Origin of the sequence: Arenibacter aquaticus (genome assembly GCF_003957295.1) — a bacterium.
GTDB classification, from domain to species: domain Bacteria; phylum Bacteroidota; class Bacteroidia; order Flavobacteriales; family Flavobacteriaceae; genus Arenibacter; species Arenibacter aquaticus.
This window is the reverse complement of the sequence record NZ_RQPJ01000002.1, coordinates 280,595-304,059: the sequence shown is the minus strand read 5'-3', so window position 1 is coordinate 304,059 and position 23,465 is coordinate 280,595. Positions and strand designations below refer to the sequence as shown.

At 40.9% G+C, this 23,465-nt stretch carries 20 protein-coding genes; 10 read left to right on the top strand and 10 right to left on the bottom strand.

Annotated elements, in window-relative coordinates; translation table 11 throughout:
* Positions 1 to 85 precede the first annotated feature (85 nt).
* The 3 genes from EHW67_RS04205 to EHW67_RS04195 form a co-directional block, all read right to left on the bottom strand.
* On the bottom strand, positions 86 to 1,114 hold the full coding sequence (locus EHW67_RS04205) for a rod shape-determining protein (protein WP_126161108.1): 1,029 nt from the start codon (positions 1,112 to 1,114) through the stop codon (positions 86 to 88).
* Positions 1,115 to 1,168: 54 nt separating this feature from the next.
* Entirely contained in the window at positions 1,169 to 2,701 is a 1,533-nt protein-coding gene (purH, locus tag EHW67_RS04200; RefSeq protein ID WP_126161107.1) for a bifunctional phosphoribosylaminoimidazolecarboxamide formyltransferase/IMP cyclohydrolase, read from the bottom strand.
* Positions 2,702 to 2,794: 93 nt separating this feature from the next.
* The gene (locus EHW67_RS04195; RefSeq protein ID WP_126161106.1) at positions 2,795 to 3,247 is read right to left on the bottom strand and encodes a GAF domain-containing protein; all 453 of its coding nucleotides are present in this window, start codon (positions 3,245 to 3,247) and stop codon (positions 2,795 to 2,797) included.
* A gap of 160 nt (positions 3,248 to 3,407) precedes the next feature.
* Here EHW67_RS04195 and EHW67_RS04190 point away from each other — a divergent pair, with 160 nt between their 5' ends.
* The 3 genes from EHW67_RS04190 (at position 3,408) to EHW67_RS04180 (ending at position 6,555) form a co-directional block, all read left to right on the top strand.
* The gene (locus EHW67_RS04190) at positions 3,408 to 3,824 is read left to right on the top strand and encodes an HYC_CC_PP family protein (RefSeq protein WP_126161105.1); all 417 of its coding nucleotides are present in this window, start codon (positions 3,408 to 3,410) and stop codon (positions 3,822 to 3,824) included.
* 120 nt (positions 3,825 to 3,944) lie between these two features.
* On the top strand, positions 3,945 to 6,152 hold the full coding sequence (locus EHW67_RS04185; protein WP_126161692.1) for a TonB-dependent receptor: 2,208 nt from the start codon (positions 3,945 to 3,947) through the stop codon (positions 6,150 to 6,152).
* A gap of 40 nt (positions 6,153 to 6,192) precedes the next feature.
* Positions 6,193 to 6,555 carry a heavy-metal-associated domain-containing protein gene (locus EHW67_RS04180; RefSeq protein WP_126161104.1) on the top strand — a complete coding sequence of 121 codons (363 nt, stop codon included), beginning with the start codon at positions 6,193 to 6,195 and terminating at the stop codon, positions 6,553 to 6,555.
* Between the two features lie 161 nt (positions 6,556 to 6,716).
* Here the strand turns inward: EHW67_RS04180 and groL are convergent, their stop codons facing one another.
* The 7 genes from groL to miaB all read right to left on the bottom strand — a co-directional run bounded on the left by groL (position 6,717) and on the right by miaB (position 13,444).
* Positions 6,717 to 8,351 carry a chaperonin GroEL gene (gene groL / locus EHW67_RS04175; RefSeq protein WP_126161103.1) on the bottom strand — a complete coding sequence of 545 codons (1,635 nt, stop codon included), beginning with the start codon at positions 8,349 to 8,351 and terminating at the stop codon, positions 6,717 to 6,719.
* Positions 8,352 to 8,460: 109 nt separating this feature from the next.
* Entirely contained in the window at positions 8,461 to 8,739 is a 279-nt protein-coding gene (locus tag EHW67_RS04170; protein WP_126161102.1) for a co-chaperone GroES, read from the bottom strand.
* A 143-nt stretch (positions 8,740 to 8,882) separates the two neighbouring features.
* Entirely contained in the window at positions 8,883 to 9,251 is a 369-nt protein-coding gene (secG, locus tag EHW67_RS04165; protein WP_126161101.1) for a preprotein translocase subunit SecG, read from the bottom strand.
* 3 nt (positions 9,252 to 9,254) lie between these two features.
* The gene (locus tag EHW67_RS04160) at positions 9,255 to 10,181 is read right to left on the bottom strand and encodes a hypothetical protein (RefSeq protein ID WP_126161100.1); all 927 of its coding nucleotides are present in this window, start codon (positions 10,179 to 10,181) and stop codon (positions 9,255 to 9,257) included.
* 3 nt (positions 10,182 to 10,184) lie between these two features.
* Complete coding sequence (locus tag EHW67_RS04155) at positions 10,185 to 10,703, bottom strand: LptE family protein (RefSeq protein ID WP_126161099.1); 519 nt, start codon at positions 10,701 to 10,703, stop codon at positions 10,185 to 10,187.
* A gap of 22 nt (positions 10,704 to 10,725) precedes the next feature.
* Complete coding sequence (locus tag EHW67_RS04150; protein WP_126161098.1) at positions 10,726 to 11,994, bottom strand: sigma-54 interaction domain-containing protein; 1,269 nt, start codon at positions 11,992 to 11,994, stop codon at positions 10,726 to 10,728.
* A 4-nt stretch (positions 11,995 to 11,998) separates the two neighbouring features.
* The gene (miaB, locus tag EHW67_RS04145) at positions 11,999 to 13,444 is read right to left on the bottom strand and encodes a tRNA (N6-isopentenyl adenosine(37)-C2)-methylthiotransferase MiaB (RefSeq protein ID WP_126161691.1); all 1,446 of its coding nucleotides are present in this window, start codon (positions 13,442 to 13,444) and stop codon (positions 11,999 to 12,001) included.
* A 152-nt stretch (positions 13,445 to 13,596) separates the two neighbouring features.
* On the opposite strand from miaB, the gene EHW67_RS04140 reads away from it, so the two are divergent.
* The 7 genes from EHW67_RS04140 to porN all read left to right on the top strand — a co-directional run bounded on the left by EHW67_RS04140 (position 13,597) and on the right by porN (position 23,461).
* Entirely contained in the window at positions 13,597 to 14,844 is a 1,248-nt protein-coding gene (locus EHW67_RS04140; RefSeq protein WP_126161097.1) for an LVIVD repeat-containing protein, read from the top strand.
* Positions 14,845 to 14,962: 118 nt separating this feature from the next.
* A complete protein-coding gene (gene topA, locus EHW67_RS04135; protein ID WP_126161096.1) occupies positions 14,963 to 17,452 on the top strand; it encodes a type I DNA topoisomerase in 2,490 nt (829 codons plus the stop codon).
* Position 17,453: 1 nt separating this feature from the next.
* On the top strand, positions 17,454 to 18,611 hold the full coding sequence (locus EHW67_RS04130; protein WP_126161095.1) for a formimidoylglutamase: 1,158 nt from the start codon (positions 17,454 to 17,456) through the stop codon (positions 18,609 to 18,611).
* 116 nt (positions 18,612 to 18,727) lie between these two features.
* Positions 18,728 to 20,086, top strand: a complete 1,359-nt coding sequence (gene porK / locus EHW67_RS04125; protein ID WP_126161094.1) for a T9SS ring complex lipoprotein PorK/GldK — start codon at positions 18,728 to 18,730, stop codon at positions 20,084 to 20,086.
* 82 nt (positions 20,087 to 20,168) lie between these two features.
* Positions 20,169 to 20,819: a type IX secretion system motor protein PorL/GldL gene (gene porL, locus EHW67_RS04120; protein ID WP_126161093.1), complete on the top strand. Its 651-nt coding sequence runs from the start codon at positions 20,169 to 20,171 to the stop codon at positions 20,817 to 20,819.
* A gap of 65 nt (positions 20,820 to 20,884) precedes the next feature.
* Complete coding sequence (porM, locus tag EHW67_RS04115) at positions 20,885 to 22,453, top strand: type IX secretion system motor protein PorM/GldM (RefSeq protein ID WP_126161092.1); 1,569 nt, start codon at positions 20,885 to 20,887, stop codon at positions 22,451 to 22,453.
* Between the two features lie 105 nt (positions 22,454 to 22,558).
* Positions 22,559 to 23,461, top strand: coding sequence for a type IX secretion system ring subunit PorN/GldN (gene porN / locus EHW67_RS04110; protein ID WP_126161091.1), 903 nt, complete (start codon positions 22,559 to 22,561; stop codon positions 23,459 to 23,461).
* The last annotated feature ends 4 nt before the right edge of the window (positions 23,462 to 23,465 follow it).

The following is a 23,465-nucleotide window of genomic DNA, read 5'->3' as shown; positions in this document are numbered from 1 at the left end:
CAATAAATGGATACCCATTATGAAATAAAAGCCTGTTTAATGTTTGTTGCTATTTCACAACCAAGGTAATTGTGCTTCCCAAAGACTATTTTATTAAGATGCTCTTGTAGCGCTCCAAATTTTTCAAGGCAATACCGGTTCCTCTAACAACTGCTCTTAAAGGATCCTCTGCTATGTAAACCGGCAAGTCTGTTTTTTGAGATAATCGCCTGTCCAATCCTCTAAGCATAGAACCTCCACCAGCTAGGTATATCCCTGTATTGTAGATGTCTGCTGCCAGTTCTGGGGGTGTTTGTGATAGGGTTTCCATTACAGCATCCTCTACCCTTAGGATGGACTTGTCCAAGGCCTTGGCTATTTCCCTATAGGAAATGGATACCTGCTTAGGTTTTCCCGTTAGCAGGTCCCGTCCCTGTACGGACATTTCGTCTGGTGGACTTTGTAAATCCTCGGTAGCTGAACCAATTGTTATTTTAATATTCTCTGCTGTGCTCTCCCCAACATAAAGGTTGTGCTGTGTTCGCATGTAATAGATGATGTCATTGGTGAAAACGTCACCTGCAATCTTCACCGATTTGTCACAGACAATACCACCCAAGGCTATAACGGCAATTTCGGTAGTACCACCTCCTATATCAACAATCATATTACCTTTTGGCTGCATAATATCCAATCCAATACCTATGGCCGCAGCCATAGGCTCGTGGATTAGATATACTTCTTTTCCGTTTACACGTTCGGCCGATTCTTTTACCGCCCTCATTTCAACTTCCGTAATTCCGGAGGGTATACAGATAACCATTCTTAAAGCCGGTGGAAACCACTTTTTCTTTAAGGCGGGGATGTTCTTGATGAACATGTTGATCATCTTTTCTGAAGCATCAAAATCCGCAATAACACCATCCTTTAGAGGTCGGATGGTTTTTATGTTTTCATGGGTCTTTCCTTGCATCATGTTGGCCTCCTTGCCTACGGCAATGATTTTTCCACTTATTCTGTCCCTGGCCACAATAGATGGACTGTCTACCACCACTTTGTCGTTGTGAATGATGAGGGTATTGGCAGTACCTAAATCTATTGCAATCTCCTCGGTTAAGAAATCAAAAAATCCCATTTGTGTTATCTGGTTTCGGTTAAATTGTCAGTTTGATTGTTAAAAGTAATAAAATTAATGTTTAAAATGACGTGTGCCGGTCATTACCATGGCAATATCATTTTCGTTACAATAATCTACACTTAATTGATCCTTAATAGAACCGCCCGGTTGAATAACACTGGTGATACCACTTTTATGTGCTATTTCCACACAATCTGGAAATGGGAAGAAAGCATCACTGGCCAAAACGGCCCCGTTTAAATCAAAGTCAAATGATTTGGCCTTGTGGATAGCTTGGTTTAGGGCGTCAACACGGGATGTTTGCCCTGTTCCGCTAGCACATAATTGTTTGTTTTTGGCCAAAACTATAGTATTACTTTTGGTGTGTTTGCATAATTTGGAGGCAAAGATCAAATCTTCCAATTCCCTTTCGGTAGGTTTATTGTTGGTAGCATTGGAGAGGTCTGCTAAAGCATCGGTCTTCTCGTCCTTGTCCTGTACCAAAACACCATTTAAGCAAGATCGGACAGTGGTTTTTGGCAAGTCGATATCATTCTGTACCAGAATTATCCTGTTTTTCTTGCCCTTTAAAATTTCCAAAGCTTCGTCTGTATAGCTTGGCGCAATGACCACCTCACAGAATAACTTGTGTATTTCTTCGGCAGTAGGTTTGTCTATTTCCACATTACTGATCAATATGCCCCCAAAAGCAGAAACCGGATCCCCGGCCAAGGCATCTACGTAAGCCTGGTGAATGCTAGGTCTTGTAGCTAGGCCACAGGCATTATTATGTTTAAGTATGGCGAAGGTAGGCTCATCGTTTTTAAATTCTAGGATAAGGTTTACCGCAGCGTCCACATCCAATAGGTTGTTATAGGAAAGTTCCTTTCCATGCAGTTTTTGGAACATGGCATCAAAATCTCCATAGAAAAATCCTTTTTGATGTGGGTTTTCCCCGTAACGCAATACTTGTCCACTGGTTTCACTGATCTTAAGCGCTGCCTCTTCCTGGTTTTGATTAAAGTAATTAAAAATGGCAGAATCGTAATGGGAGGAAATATTGAAGGATTTGGTAGCAAAACGTCTGCGGTCTTCCAAGGTAGTGCTTCCATTCCCCTTGGTAATAAGCTCCAATACTTCGTCGTAGTCGGTCATGGAAGAAACACAAAGGGTGTCCTTGTAATTCTTGGCAGCGGCACGTATTAGGGAAATACCTCCTATGTCTATTTTTTCTATTATGTCTTGTTCTGAAGCACCACTGGCTACTGTTTTTTCAAAAGGATATAGATCCACAATAACAATATCTAGCTGCGGAATGTCGTATTCCTTCAATTGTTCTTGGTCCTTTTCGTTCTCCTGACGGTTCAATATGCCCCCGAAAACTTTGGGGTGTAAGGTTTTTACACGCCCCCCTAAAATAGATGGGTAACTGGTAACGTCCTCCACGGGAACTACATCAATTCCTAAATCCTTTATGAATGTTTCGGTACCACCGGTAGAATAGATGGTAATTCCCAATTCATTAAACTTTTTTACCAAGGGCTCTAGGCCATCTTTGTGAAATACAGATATTAAGGCTGATGAAGCTTTTTTAGTGGTACTCATTTTGTTGTGATTGTTGTTATGGATTATAAGGACACAAAAGTAATTTTTTTGTACTTAATAATCACCACTATTATCAACAATCAGCCTAAAGTTTTAAAGAATTTTGGAGACTTCTTGGTTCACGTATTCCAAAAACCGTTCATCCTCCTCGGAAAATGGGTCAGGGGTGTTGGAGTCAATGTCTATTTGCCCAATGTTTTTACCGTCCTTAAAAAGGGGGACTACAATTTCGGACTTAACACTTATGCTGCATGCGATGTAGTTGTCTTGGGCTTGGACATCGGGCACTACAAAATTTTCATTGGAAACGGCAACCTGTCCGCAAATCCCTTTTCCGAAAGGGATTATGGTATGATCTGTAGGAGCTCCGGCATAAGGGCCTAATTTTAACTCTTCCTTATCCCCATTTTTAAAATAAAATCCAACCCAGTCGTAATAATCCACCTCTGCCTTAAGTAAATCACAGATGGCCTGCAGTTTTTCGCTTTGGTTTTTTTCAGGAGCATTGGTGATGGAGGAGATCTTTGGTCTTAATACAGTAAGCATATTGTAATTTTTGACAAAAATAAAGCTAATTCCATTTTCCAGGGGTTTGAAAAGGATTAATTTTTATGTATTCCCATTTATGAAACAATTTTTAACCTAAAATTAAGTTAATGTACTTTGCGGGGATAGTGAGTATAAACTTTTGATTATTTTTGCGTCCATGAAATCTATTCTTCATAAAATATGTGCGCTTGCCTTGGCATTTTTAATGCTGGCCTCTACGGTTTCCTGGACCATAGAGAAGCATTATTGTTTTGGTTCATTGGTAGATATAGCCTTTTTTCACGAGGCTGATAGCTGTGGAATGGAAGTGGATTGGGTTGGGGACATTGTTGTAAAAGAGGACAATTCCGATACTTGTTGTAAAGATGAAACTATTTCTATAGAAGGTACGGACAACCTCAGAATACCCCATTACGATTTTGATCTGGGCCAACAGGTCTTTTGGGTTGCAGATGCTACCTATTATCTACACTTATTTGAGGTTAATGCAGAGCGGCTAGTTCCGCCTAGCGGTTATCCGCCTCCTATTTTGGTCAGGGATATATATATCTTGGACCAGGTATTTCTTATTTGATTTTTTTTTGTTTAGGCGCTTGCGTTTTCTAGTTTTTTGGCTGGGGGCGTTGCTTATGTGTTTTAGTCTTAAGCGAATATTTTATAAAAAAAGAATCAATTGAAAAAAATCATTAAAATTATGTTATTCTGGCTACCTGTTTTAGGTCTTTGCCAAGAAAAAATTAGCGGAACCGTTAAAGAAGCCGATACAGAATCAGGACTTCCCGGCGCCAATGTATATTGGTTAAACTCCCAAACTGGAACCATAACAGCTGAGGACGGCTCATTTGCAATACCCTTTAAACCGGAATATAACAAACTCGTAATTAGTTATGTGGGCTACGAAACTGATACGCTGCTTGTAGAAAGCCCGAAGGTGGTAGAGCATTGGTTGCAGCCCTCCAATGCCTTAAATGAGGTGGTTGTTCAGAAAAAAAGGGATGCCTTGCAGAAGTCCTATTTTAGCCCTCAGAATGTGGTGACCGTAAATAGTGCAGAGTTGTTGAAGGCGGCATGTTGTAATTTGTCCGAGAGCTTTGAGACCAATCCGGCCATTGATGTAAATTTCTCGGATGCCCTTAGTGGAACCAAACAAATTCAAATGCTTGGCCTTACCAGTCCTTATCTGCTAATAACCCAGGAGAATATTCCTATGGTTAGAGGGGCTTCCCAAGTATACGGTCTTACGTTTACTCCCGGAACCTGGGTAGAGAGCATACAAATAACCAAAGGGGCAGGAAGTGTGGTGAATGGTTATGAGAGTATATCGGGCCAAATAAATACGGAATTGGTAAAACCTTTAACGGACAAGGATTTATTTGTTAATGGGTACGCCAATGAGAATGGCAGGTTGGAACTAAATACCCATATGAACACCAAACTGACGGATAAGTGGAGTACTGGACTCTACCTTCATGGAAACCAAAGAAATATCAAAGAAGATGATAATGGGGATGGCTTTTTGGATGCGCCTTTGGCCAATCAGCTTAATGTAATGAATAGGTGGCAATATCAAAACCCCAATACGGGATGGGTGAGTTTTATAAACCTGCGTTTTTTGAGTGATGAAAAACAAATGGGGCAAACAAATTTTGATCCAGAAACCGACAGGTTTACCACCAATTCGTGGGGAAGTGAGATAAATAGTAGGCGATTTGACTCCTCTTGGAAATTGGGTTACGTGTTTCCAGAATTGCCTTTTCAGAGTTTTGGTTTTCAGACGGCTTATAATATTCATAAGCAGGACTCCTATTTTGGTTTAAACCAATATAATATTGACCATGAAAGCGTTTATTCAAATTTAATGTTCAATTCCATTATTGGCGATACCAAGAGCAAATTTAAAACAGGCCTCACCTTTGGTTACGATGGGTATGCCGAAATGGTGGGTGCTACAGATTATGCCAGGATTGATAAATCTGTGGGTGCTTTTTTTGAGTATAGTTATGACAATTTAAAAGAATGGAGTTTAACCGCCGGACTAAGGGTTGATACCCATAATAATCTGGGCACCTTTGTAACCCCTAGGCTGCATGTTAGGTATATGCCCTGGGAAAGGGCAAGTTTAAGGGCGTCTGTTGGTAGGGGCCGAAGGGCAGCTAATATCTTTGCCGAAAATCAGCAATTATTCGCATCTTCAAGACAAATAAAGGTGCTTGGGGACCAGGGTAGTATATATGGTTTGGAGCCGGAAGATGCTTGGAATTTTGGGGGCAGTTTTTTACAGGGTTTTAGACTTTTCAATAGACCGGGCAGTATAAGTTTGGATTATTATGTCACCAATTTTATCAATCAAGTGGTGGTAGATTGGGAGAATCCACAGGAGGTATCATTCTATAATTTGGAGGGTAAAAGTCTGGCCAAGAGTTTTCAGTTCGAAATAGGTCACAAAATTCTAAAGAATGTGGAATTAAGGACCGCCTACAAATATTATGATGTTGCCACCGATTACAAGAGCGGGTACTTGCAAAAACCATTGCAGGCGCAACATCGTTTTTTTGCCAACCTAGGTTATAATTCCGAGCCCAACGACAGGGGAGCGCTTTGGCGAATGGACTATACGGTACACTCTTTGGGGGAACAGCGTTTGCCCAGTACTCTAAGTAACCCTGTGGAATATAGGTTGGCGGAATATTCGCCCTCACATAGCGTTATGATTGCCCAGATTACCAGGGTGTTTTCAGACTCGTTTGAAGTGTATATAGGGGGTGAAAACCTTAACGATTACACTCAGGATAATCCTGTATTGGGAGCAGAGGATCCATTTGGAACCAATTTTGATACTACTATTATTCATGCACCTATAATGGGGAGGATGTTCTATGCAGGGTTCAGGTATAAATTATAATTTTATTAAATAATTATTGTTCAATTTAAAGCGTACAGATATGAGAAATTTAATGTTAACATTGGTGTTGGTTTTTATAACCGCAGGCTCCTATGCCCAAAACAAAAACAAAAACAAAAAGATCAGTTTTGGGGTCAATGGTAAATGTGTAATGTGTAAAGAGCGAATAGAGGAGGCTGCACTAGGGGTAAAAGGGGTAAAATATGCCCTTTGGGATATTCCTACACATCAATTGTCTTTGATAATAGATGAGCGAAAAACCAATTCTATGAAGATAAAAACAGCTATTGTTGGGGTAGGACATGACACCAAAGAGCTTAAAGCTACTGAAGAGGCATATGAGTCTGTTCATCCTTGTTGTAAGTATAGGGAGGATAATTCGGATGACGGGCAGCATCATTAAGAGGCAAGCTTAAAGGTTGTGTCCTTGTCCAATGTTGTAGGCCGATAAATTTCTCGGAATACATATGATTGGTCTTAAGGGTTATTCTGGAGAAGATTAAAAATGAAAAAACCGCATTTGAAAGTCCAAATGCGGTTTTTTGGTGTTGTAAAGAGAAATGTTTACATCATTCCTGGCATTCCGCCACCACCCATTGGAGGTGCTGCGGCAGGAGTGTCTTCCTTGATGTCTGTCAGGGCGCATTCTGTGGTTAAGATCATCCCTGCAACAGAAGCAGCATTTTCCAATGCAATTCTTGTTACTTTTTTAGGGTCGATGATACCTGCCTTGATCATTTCAACATATTTTTCAGACTTGGCGTCGTAACCATAATCGCCTTTTCCTTCAAGTACCTTGGCAACTACAACGGAACCTTCTCCGCCAGCATTTGCAACAATGGTTCTCAATGGAGCTTCTATGGCTCTAGCTACTATCTGAACACCTGTTTCTTCGTCTGTGTTTTCGGCCTTTATCTTTGCCAATACTGATTTGGCTCTAACCAAGGCTACACCTCCACCGGCAACAATACCTTCTTCAACAGCTGCTCTGGTAGCGTGAAGAGCATCTTCTACCCTGTCTTTCTTTTCCTTCATTTCTACCTCAGAGGCAGCTCCTACATAAAGTACGGCAACACCACCAGCTAATTTGGCCAAGCGCTCCTGTAGTTTTTCCTTATCGTAGTCAGAAGTAGTAGATTCTATTTGGGATTTAATCTGGTTTACCCTAGTCTTAATGGTTTTGGCATCGCCTGAGCCGTTAACTATGGTAGTATTGTCCTTGTCTATGGAAATCTTTTCACAAGTACCAAGCATGTCCAAGGTGGCATTTTCCATTGTAAATCCTCTCTCCTCGGCAATTACTGTACCTCCAGTTAGGATGGCGATATCCTCTAGCATTGCTTTTCTTCTGTCACCAAAACCTGGTGCCTTTACAGCTGCAATTTTTAGGGAACCTCTAAGTTTGTTCACTACCAATGTAGCCAATGCCTCTCCATCAACATCTTCGGCAATGATCAAAAGTGGCTTTCCAGATTGTGCAACTGGCTCCAATACAGGTAGTAAATCCTTCATGGCAGAGATTTTCTTATCATATAATAATATGTAAGGGTTCTCTAGGTCAGCAGTCATTTTTTCTGAATCGGTAACAAAGTAAGGGGATAGATATCCTCTGTCAAATTGCATACCTTCAACAACGTCAACATAGGTATCGGTTCCTTTGGCTTCCTCAACGGTTATTACTCCCTCTTTTCCAACTTTACCAAAAGCCTGGGCGATTAACTCACCAATAGTTTCGTCATTGTTGGAGGAAATAGCTGCAACTTGTTTTATTTTTTCAGAAGAATCACCAACTTTTTTAGTCTGCTTGGCCAAGTCTTCTACAAGTGCTTCAACCGCCTTGTCTATACCTCTCTTAAGGTCCATAGGATTGGCGCCGGCAGCAACGTTCTTAAGGCCTTCTTTAACAATGGCTTGGGCAAGAACGGTAGCGGTAGTGGTACCGTCACCTGCCAAATCGTTGGTTTTGGAGGCTACCTCTTTTACCATTTGTGCTCCCATGTTTTCAAGAGCGTCTGCCAATTCTATTTCCTTGGCTACGGTAACACCATCTTTTGTGATGTTTGGTGCGCCAAAGGATTTGCTGATAATAACATTTCTACCCTTGGGGCCCAAGGTTACTTTTACTGCATTTGCCAATGCGTCAACACCTCTCTTGAGGCCGTCTCTTGCATCGATATCAAATTTTATATCTTTTGCCATGATTTAATTTCATTAATCATTCCTATTCAAAAAATTAGGGAATGAAATTAGTTATACTTTTTAGTTTGTTTTTTTGGTTTTTCCCGAAGGGTCGGGAATGGGTGCAATGTTATATAATTGCTAGGATGTCGCTTTCGCGCATCATAAGGTATTCAGTGCCTTCAAGTTTTAACTCGGTTCCGGCATATTTGCCATAAAGAACCGTGTCACCTACTTTAACAGTAACCTGTTCGTCCTTGGTTCCGGGACCAACGGCAACTACCTTACCTTTTTGTGGTTTTTCTTTTGCGGTATCTGGAATGTAAAGACCTGAAGCAGTCTTTGTTTCGGCAGCCATAGGTTCTATAAGAACTCTATCCGCTAATGGTTTAATGCTAACTTTAGCCATATTATTTAGATTTTATGTTTTTAAGTTTCATTATCCTAGGCAGAAATTATGCCATTACCGTAAAACTGACACATTGTAAAACAAAAATGCCAGCTTGTCACTTAAGCTGGCATTTTTGCTATGTAAAATATGTTTTTCTTGTGCTATTGAACACTGTCCGTGTTGCTGCCTTCGTTGGTGGCAGGAGTGGTAATTGGTGTTTCTGGCAAGGCATCAGGTGTCGTTGTCTCTATTGGCTCCCCGTTGAGCAATTTTGAATCGGCATCACTAAAGCTTCCTTTTAATGCCACGTTGGAAAGTAGGATTAAAACAACCAATAAGGTTGCCAAGGTCCAGGTACTTTTGTCTAAAAAGTCCCCCGTTTTTTTAACGCCTCCCACCACTTGGTTGCCGCCTCCTCCAAAGGAAGAGGATAATCCGCCACCTTTTGGGTTTTGAACCATGATCACTAGCATTAATAAGATGCAAACTAAGATGATCAGTACCAAGAATATTGTAAATGTTGTATTCATTATTTATTTATTTTCCTGTTGAATCTTTTCTACCGCTTTAATTCGGTCTGCAAAGAAACTACTTTTTTCTGGATATTTCAAACTTAAAATTTTGTAAGCCTGAATGGCCTTTTTGTATTTCTTTTGCTCTAAATAAACTTTGGCCAAGGTAACCGTCATTAATTCTTTTTTGTCAAAGGTTAAAGACTCCTTTATGGCTACTTTGGTTGTGCTCTCCTTGGGTACGATCTTTGGATTGGATTCTATGAACTTGTCAATGAGCTCAAATTTTTTCTTCTTTTCCTTGTCTTCCCCGGTTGTAGGAGTGTTCTTTTTATTCTTAGTGGTTTTGTCAGGTTTTATCTTGGGTTGTGGCTCAGGTGGTTTTTGTGAAGTCAGCTGTAGCCATTCGGCGAAGGAATATTTTTCCTTTTTAGTAAAGGTAAGCGGCTTCCCTATTTCAAGTTCTTCTTCTGCTTTTTTTTTATCCTCGGTAATCGATTTGTCTATTTCCGGATCTTTGGATGAAAACAGTGAGGGGTCCAAGATATCGTCGGCATCTTTTGCTGTCCTGGGCAAGGGTTCATCTGTAGAATCTTCTATAAGTGCGCTTTCCTTTTTAAATTCAGAGACCACCTCTTCCGAAATAATGGGGGTGTCGTGCAAGGAGACTGTTTTGCCTAAAATGGAGTCGGCTATGGTATTTTGTAAAAAGTCCTTGGAGGTAATAAAATCAAAAAGGATGTCCCTGTCCGTAGTATAGGCGGCCGCTACTTTTAGGGCATTGTTGTATTTAAAGCTATTGAGGTTTTTTAGCCCTTTTAGGTGCATGGCCCTTGCGGCCTGGAAATATGGGTATTCTGCCAGTACATCCTCCAATTGGTTGGTCTGTACAGGAGATACCACCTTGTCCGGGTTCTGCAAGAGATATGTAAAGTCCTCTACGTTCATATGTTACCAGTCTGCCAATGATTTATTAAATATGTCTTGGGTGATCCGTTCAAAGATTACCTGATGTGCCTCGTCCTTTACGCTGGATAAAAGGGATGTGGCCGGGTAATCATAAAAGAAGGAGAAGCGCTGTTCAAAGTCTACGTCTTCCTTGGTGTTGTTGTAAAACCTTACGTTTACCCCAATGCTCAGCCTGTTCTGCGCAGCAGTTTGTTGGGCGGTGGCCGACATGGGGGATATTCTGTATTCTACAATTTCGCCCTCGTACAATAAATCCCCGTTAGATTTTACAAGATCCAGACTGGTCTGGTTCATTATTAAATCTTGCAAGGCCAAGGTAAAATCCCGGTCCATTCCAGGTTCAAAGGTAGATCCCGGGTTTTGGGCAGCATAGTTTTGAAAATAATTGACCTGAAAGGTCTTGGCGGTACCTACGTCACCACCAGTAAAGTTGTATATGCCACAACCGGAAATGCTTGTCGTTATCACAAGCATTATTAAAAGATATTTACGCTTTATCATTAATTTTAATTTTTAATACCGATTACAGGTCGTATTGTTTTATTTTGCGGTAAAGGGTGCGTTCAGAAATCCCCAATTCTGCCGAGGCTGCTTTTCTTTTTCCTTTATTTCTTTCCAGTGATTTTTTTATGAGTTCTATTTCCTTGTCCTGTAAAGATAGAGTTTCTTCTTCTTGTATTTCTTCGGCAAAATGATACTTGTCTCCCTGTGCAGGTTTGCTTATGGGTTTTTCTATATAGGGCTCTGGGAGCTGTAAAATTTTGGCCTGACTTTCTTGGGGCTCGGAGTATTCCTCCTCTTCGTCCCCGTAAATTTTGCGAATTAGATTCTCATTTTCTTCCTGTACTTTTTCGGTATCGTTGTTTTTGAGCAGTTCTAGGGTTAATTTTTTTAAATCGTTCAAATCGCCTTTCATGTCAAAAAGCACCTTGTACAATATTTCCCTTTCATTGCTGAAGTCGCTTTCCTTTTTTTCGCTGCCTACAATAGCCGGTAAATTGGTATTGCCAGAGTTGGGAAGATAGCTGTTTAGGGTATTTAATGATATTAGCCTGCTTTCTTCCAGTACAGAGACCTGTTCCGCTATGTTTCTAAGCTGACGTACGTTGCCGGGCCATCTGTATTTTAACAATAATTGAATGGCGTCATCTTCCAGTCGGATGGTGGGCATTTTGTATTTCTGGCCAAAATCGGAGGCGAATTTCCTAAACAACAGGTGAATGTCGTCTTTGCGGTCCCTAAGCGGTGGGATATTAATTTCTACGGTACTTAAACGGTAATAGAGGTCTTCTCTAAATTTTTCTTTTTTTATGGCCTCGAACATATTAACATTGGTGGCCGCAACGATACGTACATCTGTTTTTTGAACCTGGGAAGATCCTACCTTTAAAAATTCCCCATTTTCCAGTACCCGTAATAGACGTACCTGGGTGGTAAGGGGCAGTTCCCCTACCTCGTCCAGAAAAATAGTACCGCCGTCTGCTACTTCAAAATACCCGCTTCTTGTAGTGGTAGCCCCCGTAAAAGCGCCTTTTTCATGTCCAAAAAGTTCACTGTCTATAGTGCCTTCGGGGATTGCACCGCAGTTAACGGCTATATATTTGGCGTGTTTTCTATGCGAAAGTGAGTGGATTATTTTGGGAAAGGCTTCTTTTCCTACTCCGCTTTCCCCGGTGACCAAAACGGAAATGTCCGTTGGGGCCACTTGTATGGCTTTTTCAATGGCCCGATTGAGTTTTACATCGTTGCCAATGATTTCAAAACGTTGTTTTATAGATTGAATCGATTCCATTTTATTAGTTGTTGTCGGAGAGCCCCAACGGTTGTCCTATAAGTGTTCCCGATGTGCAATCCGTTATTTTTACATTTACAAAATCACCTATTTTGTAACCCTCTTTTGGGAATACTACCACAAAGCTTTGGGAGTTTCTTCCCATCCAATCCGATTCGGATTTTTTGGAGGTGCCTTCTATTAATACTTCCACTGTCTTTCCTAATTGTTCCTGACTTCTAAGAAGACTGTGTTTTCTTTGAAGCGCAATGACCTCGGTAAGCCTTCTGTTTTTAACCTCTTGTGGAACATCGTCTTTTAGGTTCCTGGCTGCAGCCGTACCGGGCCTTTCGGAATAGGCATACATGTATCCGTAATCGTACTTTATCTCCTGCATTAAAGACAGAGTGTCTTGGTGGTCCTCCTCTGTTTCGGTGGGGAAACCACATATCATATCCTGGGAGATGGAACAGTCGGGGATAATCTCCTTTATATTCTTAACCAGCTCCAGGTATTCTTCCCTAGTGTGCAATCTGTTCATTTCCTTTAAGACCCTATTGCTGCCACTTTGTATGGGCAGGTGGATGTAATTACAGATATTCCTGTGTTTTGCTACGGCCCTAACTACGTCCAATGTCATGTCCTGAGGGTTGGAGGTGGAAAACCTAATGCGCATTTTTGGTTGTGCCAGAGCTACCATTTCCAAAAGTTGGGCGAAATCTACCGCCGTTGCCTTCTGCATATCGGTGGCCTTGATAAAGTCTTTCTTTAGCCCCCCGCCATACCACAGATAGCTGTCTACATTTTGTCCTAAAAGGGTAATTTCTTTATATCCCTTTTCGGCAAGTTGGTTCACTTCCTCTACTATAGATTGTGGGTCCCTGCTTCGTTCACGTCCCCGGGTAAAGGGAACTACGCAGAAGGTGCACATGTTGTCGCAGCCACGGGTAATGGATACAAAGGCAGTAACTTTGTTTGAGTTAAGGCGCACAGGTGCTATATCCCCATAGGTTTCTTCCTTGGATAGGATGACATTTACGGCGTTTCGGCCGTCATCAACCTCCTGTATAAGGTTGGGGAGGTCTTTGTAGGCGTCAGGGCCTACTACCATATCCACTATTTTTTCCTCTTCAAGTAATTTTGTTTTTAGCCTTTCTGCCATACAGCCAAGCACACCAACCTTCATGTGGGGCCTTTGCTTCTTTACGGCGTTGAATTTTTCCAATCGCTTTCTTATGGTCAGTTCCGCCTTTTCCCTTATAGAGCAGGTGTTCACCAATACCAAATCGGCATCCTCTAGCTCCTTGGTAGTATTAAAGCCTTCATTGGATAAAATGGAGGCAACAATTTCACTGTCGGAAAAATTCATGGCGCAGCCATAACTCTCAATGTATAATTTTCTGTTGCTGTTTTCTTTTTCGGCAATGGTAATGGCGGTTCCTTGAACGGATTCATCTATAGTCTTCTCCATTTTATTCTGCATTCATTGTCATCTTTAGTGAGTTTGCAAAGATAGCATTATCTCAGAAAATATGACATATTGACAGTTAAATATTTCTCAAATATATACGCAACTTTAAGGCTTGTTAAGTATCTCATAATTAAACATAACCATTGCTATATATGAGAACTACACTTATTCTTATTATGTTGTTGGGGGCCTTTGTGTTGGTTTCCTGTGACGATGAAGATAACGGTAAATATGCCGAATATTTGGTAGCTAGGCCTATTACAATGAGCATGGCCGAATTTAAGGACAGTATTGATATTGTTGCCCCCGTACCTATGGGGGAGTCGGGCAAAATATACGTTTATGCCGATTACATTTTTGTAAACGACAAGTATAGGGGGGTGCACGTTTTGGACAATAAAGATCCGAAGGCTCCCAAGAAAATAGCCTTTATAAAAATTCCGGGCAATGTGGATATATCCGTAAAGGGCGACTATCTCTATGCCGATAGCATTACCGATTTGGTTGTTTTGGATATTTCCGATATGAACAATATAAAACAGGTGAACCGTTTGGAGAATGTCCTTAGGGATAATGTGGTCTTTCCATTTGAGGCCGAAATCTATGAGTGGCAGGACATAGATTATGGAAACGAAGTTGTTCTGGGATGGGAAACTGTAATGGAAAGAAGGGAGATAGAAGAGGTGGAAGTGCAGTTTTCCAGGGAGTTTGATATGATGGTTGTCAATGCTATTGATAATTCGGCCCCTACCGGTAAAGGTGGGTCCTTGGCGCGATTTATGATCGTAAATGATTATCTGTATGCTGTGGACAGTCATAATATTAATGTCTTTAATATAGAGGACCTGGAGAACCCCAAGGATTTGGAGGATGTCTATGCCGGTTTTGATATAGAAACCATATTTAATAGGGGAGAGCATTTGTTTTTGGGGAGTATGCGCGGCATGTATATTTATGATATTTCTTCGCCGGCCGTCCCCAGTTTGATTGGTGAGTTTGAACACGGTACGGCCTGTGATCCTGTAGTGGTAGATGGTGACTATGCCTTTGTGACATTGAGAGGAGGAAATATGTGCGGGGCAACGGAAAGCGGACTCTTTATAGTGAATATTTCCGATATGTCCAATCCCTTTCTAGTAAAGACCTACCCTATGGAAGGGCCATACGGTCTTGGGGTCAAGGATGAGAAACTCTTTGTCTGTGATGGTGCCTCTGGCTTAAAAGTGTACGATAAGACCAATGTAGAGGAATTGGTGCCATTGAATCATTTTAAGGACATTGATACATTTGATGTGATTCCTATGGAAGAAAATTTACTGATGATAGGAGCAGGGGTAATCTACCAATATGAATACTTAGAGAATAAAATAAAGCTTATAAGTACTTTTAAATTAAAGTAAAAGTTATGGAATAGCGTAAAACACCCCCTTGATCAGGGGTGTTTTTTTATGGTGATATCAAGGATAATCCCCTAAATAAAAAAAATTGATATACTTTTGTGTCACCAAAAACTAGTTAATGGCGAAGAATTTAGTAATCGTAGAGTCCCCTGCTAAAGCAAAAACAATAGAAAAATTTTTAGGGAAGGAATTTAAGGTGGAGTCCAGTTTTGGGCATATTGCCGATTTGCCCTCCAAAGAATTGGGGGTGGATGTAGACAATGATTTTGCCCCTAAATATATTGTGGATAAAGACAAGAAGGCGCTGGTGAAGAAGCTCAGGGATTTGGCCAAAAAGGCAGAGACCATATGGCTGGCCAGTGATGAGGACCGCGAGGGGGAGGCTATATCCTGGCACTTGGCAGAGGAGTTAAAACTTGATAAAAACAAGACCAAGCGGATTGTATTTAACTCCATTACTAAATCGGCCATTCAGAATGCTATAGAAAATCCTAGGGAAATTAACTATGATCTTGTCAATGCCCAGCAGGCTAGACGGGTGTTAGATAGATTGGTGGGCTATGAATTGTCTCCCGTATTGTGGAAAAAAATTAAACCAGGATTGTCTGCAGGTAGGGTTCAATCTGTAGCAGTGCGATTAATTGTAGAGCGGGAGCGGGATATAAAAGCTTTCACCCCGGAGGCTGCATTTAGGATTTCGGCCGAATTTAAAACCAATGAAGGGAGTGTTTTTACGGCGAAACTTAATAAGACCTATGCCAGTCAGAAAGAGGCTGAGGATTTTTTAAAACAAAATATTGGCGCCAATTTTTCGGTGGCAAATCTGGATAAGAAACCCGCCAAGAAATCACCTGCCGCGCCATTTACCACATCAACCTTACAGCAGGAAGCTGCCAGAAAATTATATTTTTCGGTATCTAGGACTATGCAAGTGGCCCAGCGTTTGTACGAGGCGGGACTTATTACTTATATGAGGACCGATAGTATAAACCTTTCCAAGGACGCAATAGACGCTGCCAAGGAAGCCATTATTGGTAATTACGGCAAGGAGTATAGCAAGGTTAGGAATTTTACGGGGAAGACCAAAGGGGCCCAAGAGGCGCATGAGGCCATTCGTCCAACAGATATGACCAACCAGTCGCCCTCCTTGGATAGGGACCAGTCCAAGTTATACGAATTAATATGGAAGCGTACCTTGGCATCGCAAATGAGTGATGCCCAATTGGAGCGTACCAATGTAAAGATCAAGACCAATACCCATAAGGAGGTGTTTACCGCCAATGGGGAGGTGATAAAATTTGATGGTTTCCTTAAAGTGTATCTGGAAGGAACAGATGAGGAGGATATAAATGAAGAGCAGGAAGGGATGTTGCCGTCAATGAAAGAAGGGGAGCAACTAAGTAATAACTATATTACCGCTACAGAGCGATTTAGTAGGCCCCCATATAGGTTTACAGAGGCATCTTTGGTAAAAAAACTGGAGGAATTGGGTATAGGAAGACCATCTACCTACGCCCCTACCATATCCACTATACAAAATAGAGGTTACGTGGAGAAGGGAACCATAGAGGGAACAGAAAGGAAATATGTTCAGCTTCTTTTGGAATCAGATTCGCTTACCGCTAAAAATTTGACAGAAAATGTTGGATCTGATAAAGGAAAAATGGTCCCAACGGATATCGGTATGATCGTTACCGATTTTTTGGTGAATCATTTTGCGACTATATTGGATTACCATTTTACAGCTAAGGTAGAAGAAGATTTTGATGAAATTGCCTCAGGGGATGAGGATTGGCAAAAAGTGCTGAAGGATTTTTATGGAGACTTTCATCCCAGGGTAGTGGATGTTGAGGCCAACGCTGACAGGGCCAGTGGCGAGCGTATTTTGGGGACAGACCCCAAATCCGGTAGGCAGGTTTCGGTAAGATTGGGCCGTTTTGGTCCTATGGTGCAAGTGGGTACTGTAGACGACGAGGAAAAGCCCTTGTTTGCCAGTCTACTGCCAGATCAGTCCCTGAACAGCATTACCTATGAGGAAGCTATGGACCTGTTTAAATTGCCTAGGAAATTGGGTGAATATGAGGGAGAGGAAGTAGAGGCCAATGTAGGGAGGTTTGGACCTTATATAAGGTTTGGCAAGAAATTTATTTCCTTGGGTAAAGATGAGAATGCCATGGAAATAGGTATGGATAGGGCTATAGAGCTTATAAAGGCAAAACAAAAAGCAGATGCTCCCATAACAACCTACGAGGGTAAGGATGTTACCAAGGGAGTGGGGCGTTTTGGTCCGTTTATTAAATGGGACGGGATGTTCATCAATGTGAGCAAGAAATATGATTTTGATAACCTGACCCAGGAGAATATTGAAGAGATCATTGAGATAAAGAAACAAAAGGAAATTGATAAATTGATCCAGGAGTGGCCAGAAGAGGGTATTAGGATTGAAAAGGCAAGGTGGGGGAGGCACTCCATCATAAAGGGTAAAATTAAGGTAGAGGTTTCAAAGGATGTTGACGCTACCAAGATTTCCCTGAAGGAGGCCAAGGAATTAATTGAGAAAAAAACACCAAAGAAAAAAACAAAGGCAAAACCTAAGGCTAAAAAATAATATGGCATTCGATTTTTTAGTACCCGTGAGTGATAGGGTATTGGCCCACTGCGAACTGTTGCCGGCCCAGGCGTTGGGAAAACACGTTTACATGCATACGGAAAGGCATGGACTGCCAGTGTTGGCGAATGTCAGTGTAGCCATACTGGGGGTAAACGAATCCAGGAACGCCTTTGAAAAAAAGCCGGAGCGCCTGGATATTTCAGAAATCAGACTGCAACTCTATAATCTGATGATGGGGAATTGGAATTCCTCCATTGTGGATCTAGGTGATATTGAAGAGGGCGAATCTGTTGAGGATACCTACTTTGTGGTCAAGGAAATTGTTGCGGGTTTATTGGAAGAGAACATAATTCCTATTGTCATTGGGGCTACCCAGGATATTACATATGCTACGTATAGGGCCTTTGACGGGCTTAAAAATATGGTGAATTTGGTGTCCATAGATAGCAGGTTCGACTTTGGGATGGATGAGGATATTATTTCTTCCCATTCCTATATGAGCAAGATCATCACAGATAAGCCTAACAATCTTTTCAACTTTTCCAATATAGGCTACCAAAGTTATTTTAATTCCCAGGAGGAAATGGACCTCATGGAGCGCCTATTTTTTGATTCCTATAGGTTGGGAGAGCTGATTTCGGATATAACTTTGGCGGAACCAGTATTGAGGAATGCCCATTTGGTTAGTTTGGATGCCCGTGCCATACGATCGGCAGACATAGGGTATTCCAAGAATTTTTCACCTAACGGATTTACCGGTAGGGAAATTTGTGCCATTGCCAGATATGCCGGTATAAGCGATAATGTATCGGTATTTGGAATATACGAGGCAGAAAATCACAACCAGTCCTTTCAACTTATTGCACAAATAATATGGTATTTTATTGAGGGTCTTAATTTTAGGATTCAGGAAATACCAGATAGTAATAGTAACGACTTCACCAAGTATACCGTGCCTACTGAAGATGAATCGCTCATTTTTTATAAAAGCCATCTTTCCGAAAGATGGTGGGTAGAGGTACCATCTATTTTAACTTCACATACTAAAACAAATTCACCGGCGTTATTACCTTGCACAGAACTTGATTATTTGGATGCATGTAATCAAAATATTCCTGAGCGCTGGTTTAAAGCCTATAAAAAGGGTTTTAATTGAAATAATATTTTTTAAGGTATAAAACAAATTTTATACAATAAATTATTTAAAAATAAGTTTTAGAGAATAATACTTGTGTTTGCATTTATAATCATAATTGAAATTTAACCTAACGTATGAAGAAGCTATTGTTGTCATCTATAGCATTTGTTTTTTTACTCTCAAGTTGTGGGTCCAAAACAAAAGGGGAGCTGGTCGGAGCTCAAGGAAAAAAATGGTATCCCGAAAAACCTTATGGTATGGAATTGATTCCCAGAGGAGCATTCATAATGGGTAAAAGTGAGGAAGATCAGGCAAAGATTCTAAATGCCCCGACAAAGACTGTTACTGTTCGATCTTTTTATATGGACGATACCGAAATTACAAATAGCGAATATCGCCAGTTTGTAGAATGGGTAAAGGATTCTGTTACCAGGACAAAATTGGCAATATTGGCAGATGAATTGGGCCTAGGGCCCGATGATGGTGGTATAGGGGAATATGCCTTTAAGGATGCCGATACTACAAGATTGTCTGCTTATGATAAGTATATGCTAAACAACTATTCCGGGCTTGGTGAAACTGGCTATGAAGGAAGGGCGTTGAACAAGAGAGTTGAACTAATTTGGGATGTGTCCAAATATCCGGACGAGTACTATACCGAAATCATGGTAGATTCTATGTATATTTCTGAGGAAGAGTCTTATAATGGGCAACGTCATATAGATGTTTCCAAATTAAAATATAAGTACACCTGGATGGATATTGAAGCTGCTGCAAGAGCTAAAAAGGGCAGTAGAAAAGATTTTATAAAACAGGAAGAGTTGAATATATATCCAGATACTACTGTATGGATAAAGGATTTCTCCTACTCTTATAATGAGCCTATGCACAACGATTACTTTTGGCATGATGCCTATAGTGATTATCCTGTTGTGGGGGTTTCTTGGAAACAGGCCCAGGCTTTTTGTAATTGGAGGACAAAGTTTAAGAACGACGATCAAAAAAGTAGGGGCAAACAATTTGTTAACCGCTTTAGATTGCCCACGGAAGCAGAGTGGGAATACGCTGCCCGGGGTGGTATAGAAGGAGGTACCTACCCTTGGGGAGGACCTTATGTTATTAGTGACACAGGTTGTTTTATGGCCAACTTTAAGCCTCAGCGTGGGGATTATGCGGCAGATCAGGCATTGTATACCGTAGAGGCCAAAGCCTATGAGCCCAATGATTATAACCTGTACAATATGGCAGGTAACGTTTCTGAATGGACAAATAGTAGTTATGACCCAAATTCATATGAATATGTGTCCACTATGAACCCCAATGCGGAATCTACACAGAATGCCAGAAAAGTCATCAGGGGAGGATCTTGGAAGGATGTTGCTTATTTCTTACAGGTAAGTACCAGGGATTATGAATACCAAGATTCTGCAAGAAGTTATATAGGATTTAGAACCGTTCAGGATTATATGGGCGAGGAAGATTCTACCAACTAAATTAAAGAACAAAGAGTTTAATATAAAATCAAACGTTATACCAAATACTTATTATTAACATTTCTTATTTAAATTAAAAATTATGGCACAGTCAAAATCAACAAAAAAATTATTTAATATGGCCTATGGCCTAGGTGCATCTGTAGTAATTATAGGTGCATTGTTTAAGATCCTTCACTGGCAATTTGGTCCGCTTACAGGTGGATTGCTTTTGGCAATTGGACTTATCACCGAAGCATTAATTTTTGCTATTAGTGCATTTGAACCAGTGGATGACGAGTACGATTGGTCATTGGTGTACCCAGAATTGAATGGCGGAGCGTCTGCCGAAAGAAAAAATGCTGTTGCAGAAGTTAAAGAGACAGAAACTTCCTTATCCAAAAAATTGGACGATTTGTTAAAAGAAGCTGGTGTGGATGCCAATCTTATGGAAAGCCTTGGGTCTAGCATTAGAAACTTTGAAGGTGCTGCCAAAGGTATTGCACCAACTGTTGACGCTATGGAGTCTACCAAGAAGTATTCAGATGAAATGGTACAGGCCGCAGCCCAGATGGAATCTTTGAACAGCTTGTACAAAGTGCAGTTGGAAAGCGCAAGCAGACAGGCTTCAATTAATGAGGAAGTAGTACAGAATTCCAGTGCGCTTAAAGAGCAGATGGAATCTTTGGCCACCAATCTTTCTTCCTTGAACGGGGTCTATGGCGGTATGTTATCCGCAATGAACAAAAACTAATTAGTGGTAATCAATAATACCATAACCAAACCCAAATCAATTATTAATTAAAACTAATTAGAAAAATGGCAGGAGGAAAAGCAACACCACGTCAGAAGATGATCAATCTAATGTATTTGATCTTCATCGCGATGTTGGCCTTAAATATGGGAAAAGAAGTTCTATCGGCATTCGGTCTTATGAACGAAAAGTTAGAAGCTTCTAATATAAAAACCACGGAAAACAATATGGCTTTCCTAAGTGGTTTGGAAACAAAAGCATCAGAAAACAAAGAGAAATTTGGTCCGCTTTTGGAAGATGCCAAAAAGATAAAAGAGTTGTCCTTGGAGTATTACAACTACCTGGAAAACCTTAAGAAGGAGATGATGGCAGATGTTGAGGATCCTAAGGATTACCAAGTAATGGACAAGACCGATTATTTGGATCAACGATTTTTTCAAGGTGACCAACTTGGTGCCGATGGAAAGGAATTTTTGGATAGATTGATAAACTATCGCAATCAGATCACTGCCGTTATGCCCGAAGAATTAGCTTCTGTTAAGTCGTCCGTGCAAACTAGATTTGAAACCGGGGACGAAAACGGTAAGGTAGAAAAAAGGGATGGTACCAAACAGGATTGGTTAAACTATAACTTTGAAGGTTATCCTTTGGTAGCCTCATTAACTAAGATTACTTCGCTTCAGGCAGATGTAAAGGCTACTGAGGAAGATGCTTTGAAAGCCATGTTGCAAGGACAGTTGAGCAGTGAGGTTTCCATGACCAACTACACAACTTTATTAGAGCAGGAAAAGTCGGCCTTTTATGCCGGTGAAAAGTTTTCCGGTAATATCGTTTTGGGTCGTAAGGATGACAGTACCAAGCCTAATCAGGTTAATTTGACCCTAGATGGTAGAAAATTGAACGAAGGTTCAGATTATGTTATCGAAGATGGAAAAGTTAGGCTAACGGTGAATGCCGGTAGTGCCGGAGATCATAAGATTGAAGGAGAGCTTATCTTTATGCAGGATGGAGAGGAAATACCTGTTAAGGTTTCCCAGTCTTTTGCAACCATTACAAAGCCTAATGCGGCGGTAATTTCCGCAGACAAAATGAACGTCGTATATCGTGGGGTGGCTAACCCAATTACGATTTCCATACCAGGTATTCCAGACAATAATGTTAGTGCGTCTGCAGTTGGACTTAAAAAACAGAGTGGTAGTAAATACACAATGAATCCAGGGAAGGGAAGAACAGTTTCCATTACTGCTTCCGGTAAGTTGCCAGATGGTCAAATGATTAAAACTTCTTCCGAATTTAGGATTAAGGATATTCCAAGACCTTCAGGCTCTGTAAGAGGTGAATCCGGAAGTGCCAAAATGGGTAAAAATAACTTGGCTATCTCTACCATCGGAGCTTTATTGGAAGACTTTGATTTTGATCTTAACCTTGCGGTTAGCGGTTTTAAATTAAAAGTGCCAGGACAGCCAACGGTAAGTGTTAAAGGTAACAAATTGGATGCCAGGGCAAAATCGGCCCTAAAAAGAGCCAAACGTGGGGATGCAGTTCAGATATTTGATATTGAAGCCTACATAACAAACAACAAAAGCTATAAGCTTAAAAAGGTATCTCCGGTTGTTGTGGAGATAACAAACTAATAAGAATTATATTAGGACATCGTCATGGCAGATACACCTTATCTGCCATAGTCGATTCCTCCTGAAAGCAGTCAGGTTGAGTACAAATAAAAAATTAGTAAACAAATGAATTGGAAAAATGTTTTAGTAATGGGAGCGGTTGTTCTTTTGCCGCTATCTATTTCCGCTCAGGCAAATATCTTAAATGCCAAGAAACCGGAAGAGATAGGGAAAAAGACCGAGGCACAGATCGCGAAGGATAATGACGCCCCTTTGCCTTATGGTTATGTGGACGATAGGGATATTCTCTGGTCCAAAACTGTTTGGGAGGTAATAGACTTGGACGAGCGTGTTAATTTTCCTTTGTATTATCCGCTTGATACCATTGATATAGGTCCAGATAGAAGGTCCTTGTACGATGTGTTGATCAAGAATATAAAAAACGGTAATCTAACAGATGTGTATGTGGATTCTTATTTTACTGAAAAAAGAAAATTCAGTGATTTGGAGGCTACATTGCAAAAAGTAGATACTACAGACTACGGATACGAGCAATATAATGCCGGAGAACCTATTTCTCCAGAATATATTAATAAAAGAAGTATTACCGCTGCGGATCTGGAGGAGTACCTGATTAAAGGTATCTGGTATTTCGACAAAAGACAGGGAGAGCTAAAATACCGATTGTTGGGTATTGCCCCGGTTGCTCCGGATGTAAACTTTATTGATGATGAGTCTATGGATTTGGCCGAGGCAAAGGTTCCTTTGTTTTGGGTTTGGTATCCCAGTGCCAGGCAAATATTGCATGACGCAAAGGTGTTTAACCAACGTAATTCGGCACAGCCAATATCTTTTGATATGTTGTTGAATGCAAGAAGGTTCAATGCTACCATTTATAAAGAGGACAATGTTCACGGAGATCGAGAAGTGAAAGATTATATAGCGGACAATGCCTTGTTCCAGTTGTTGGAGGCCAAACGTATTAAGGAAACTATCAGAGATAGGGAACAGGATATGTGGGCTTACTAGCCAA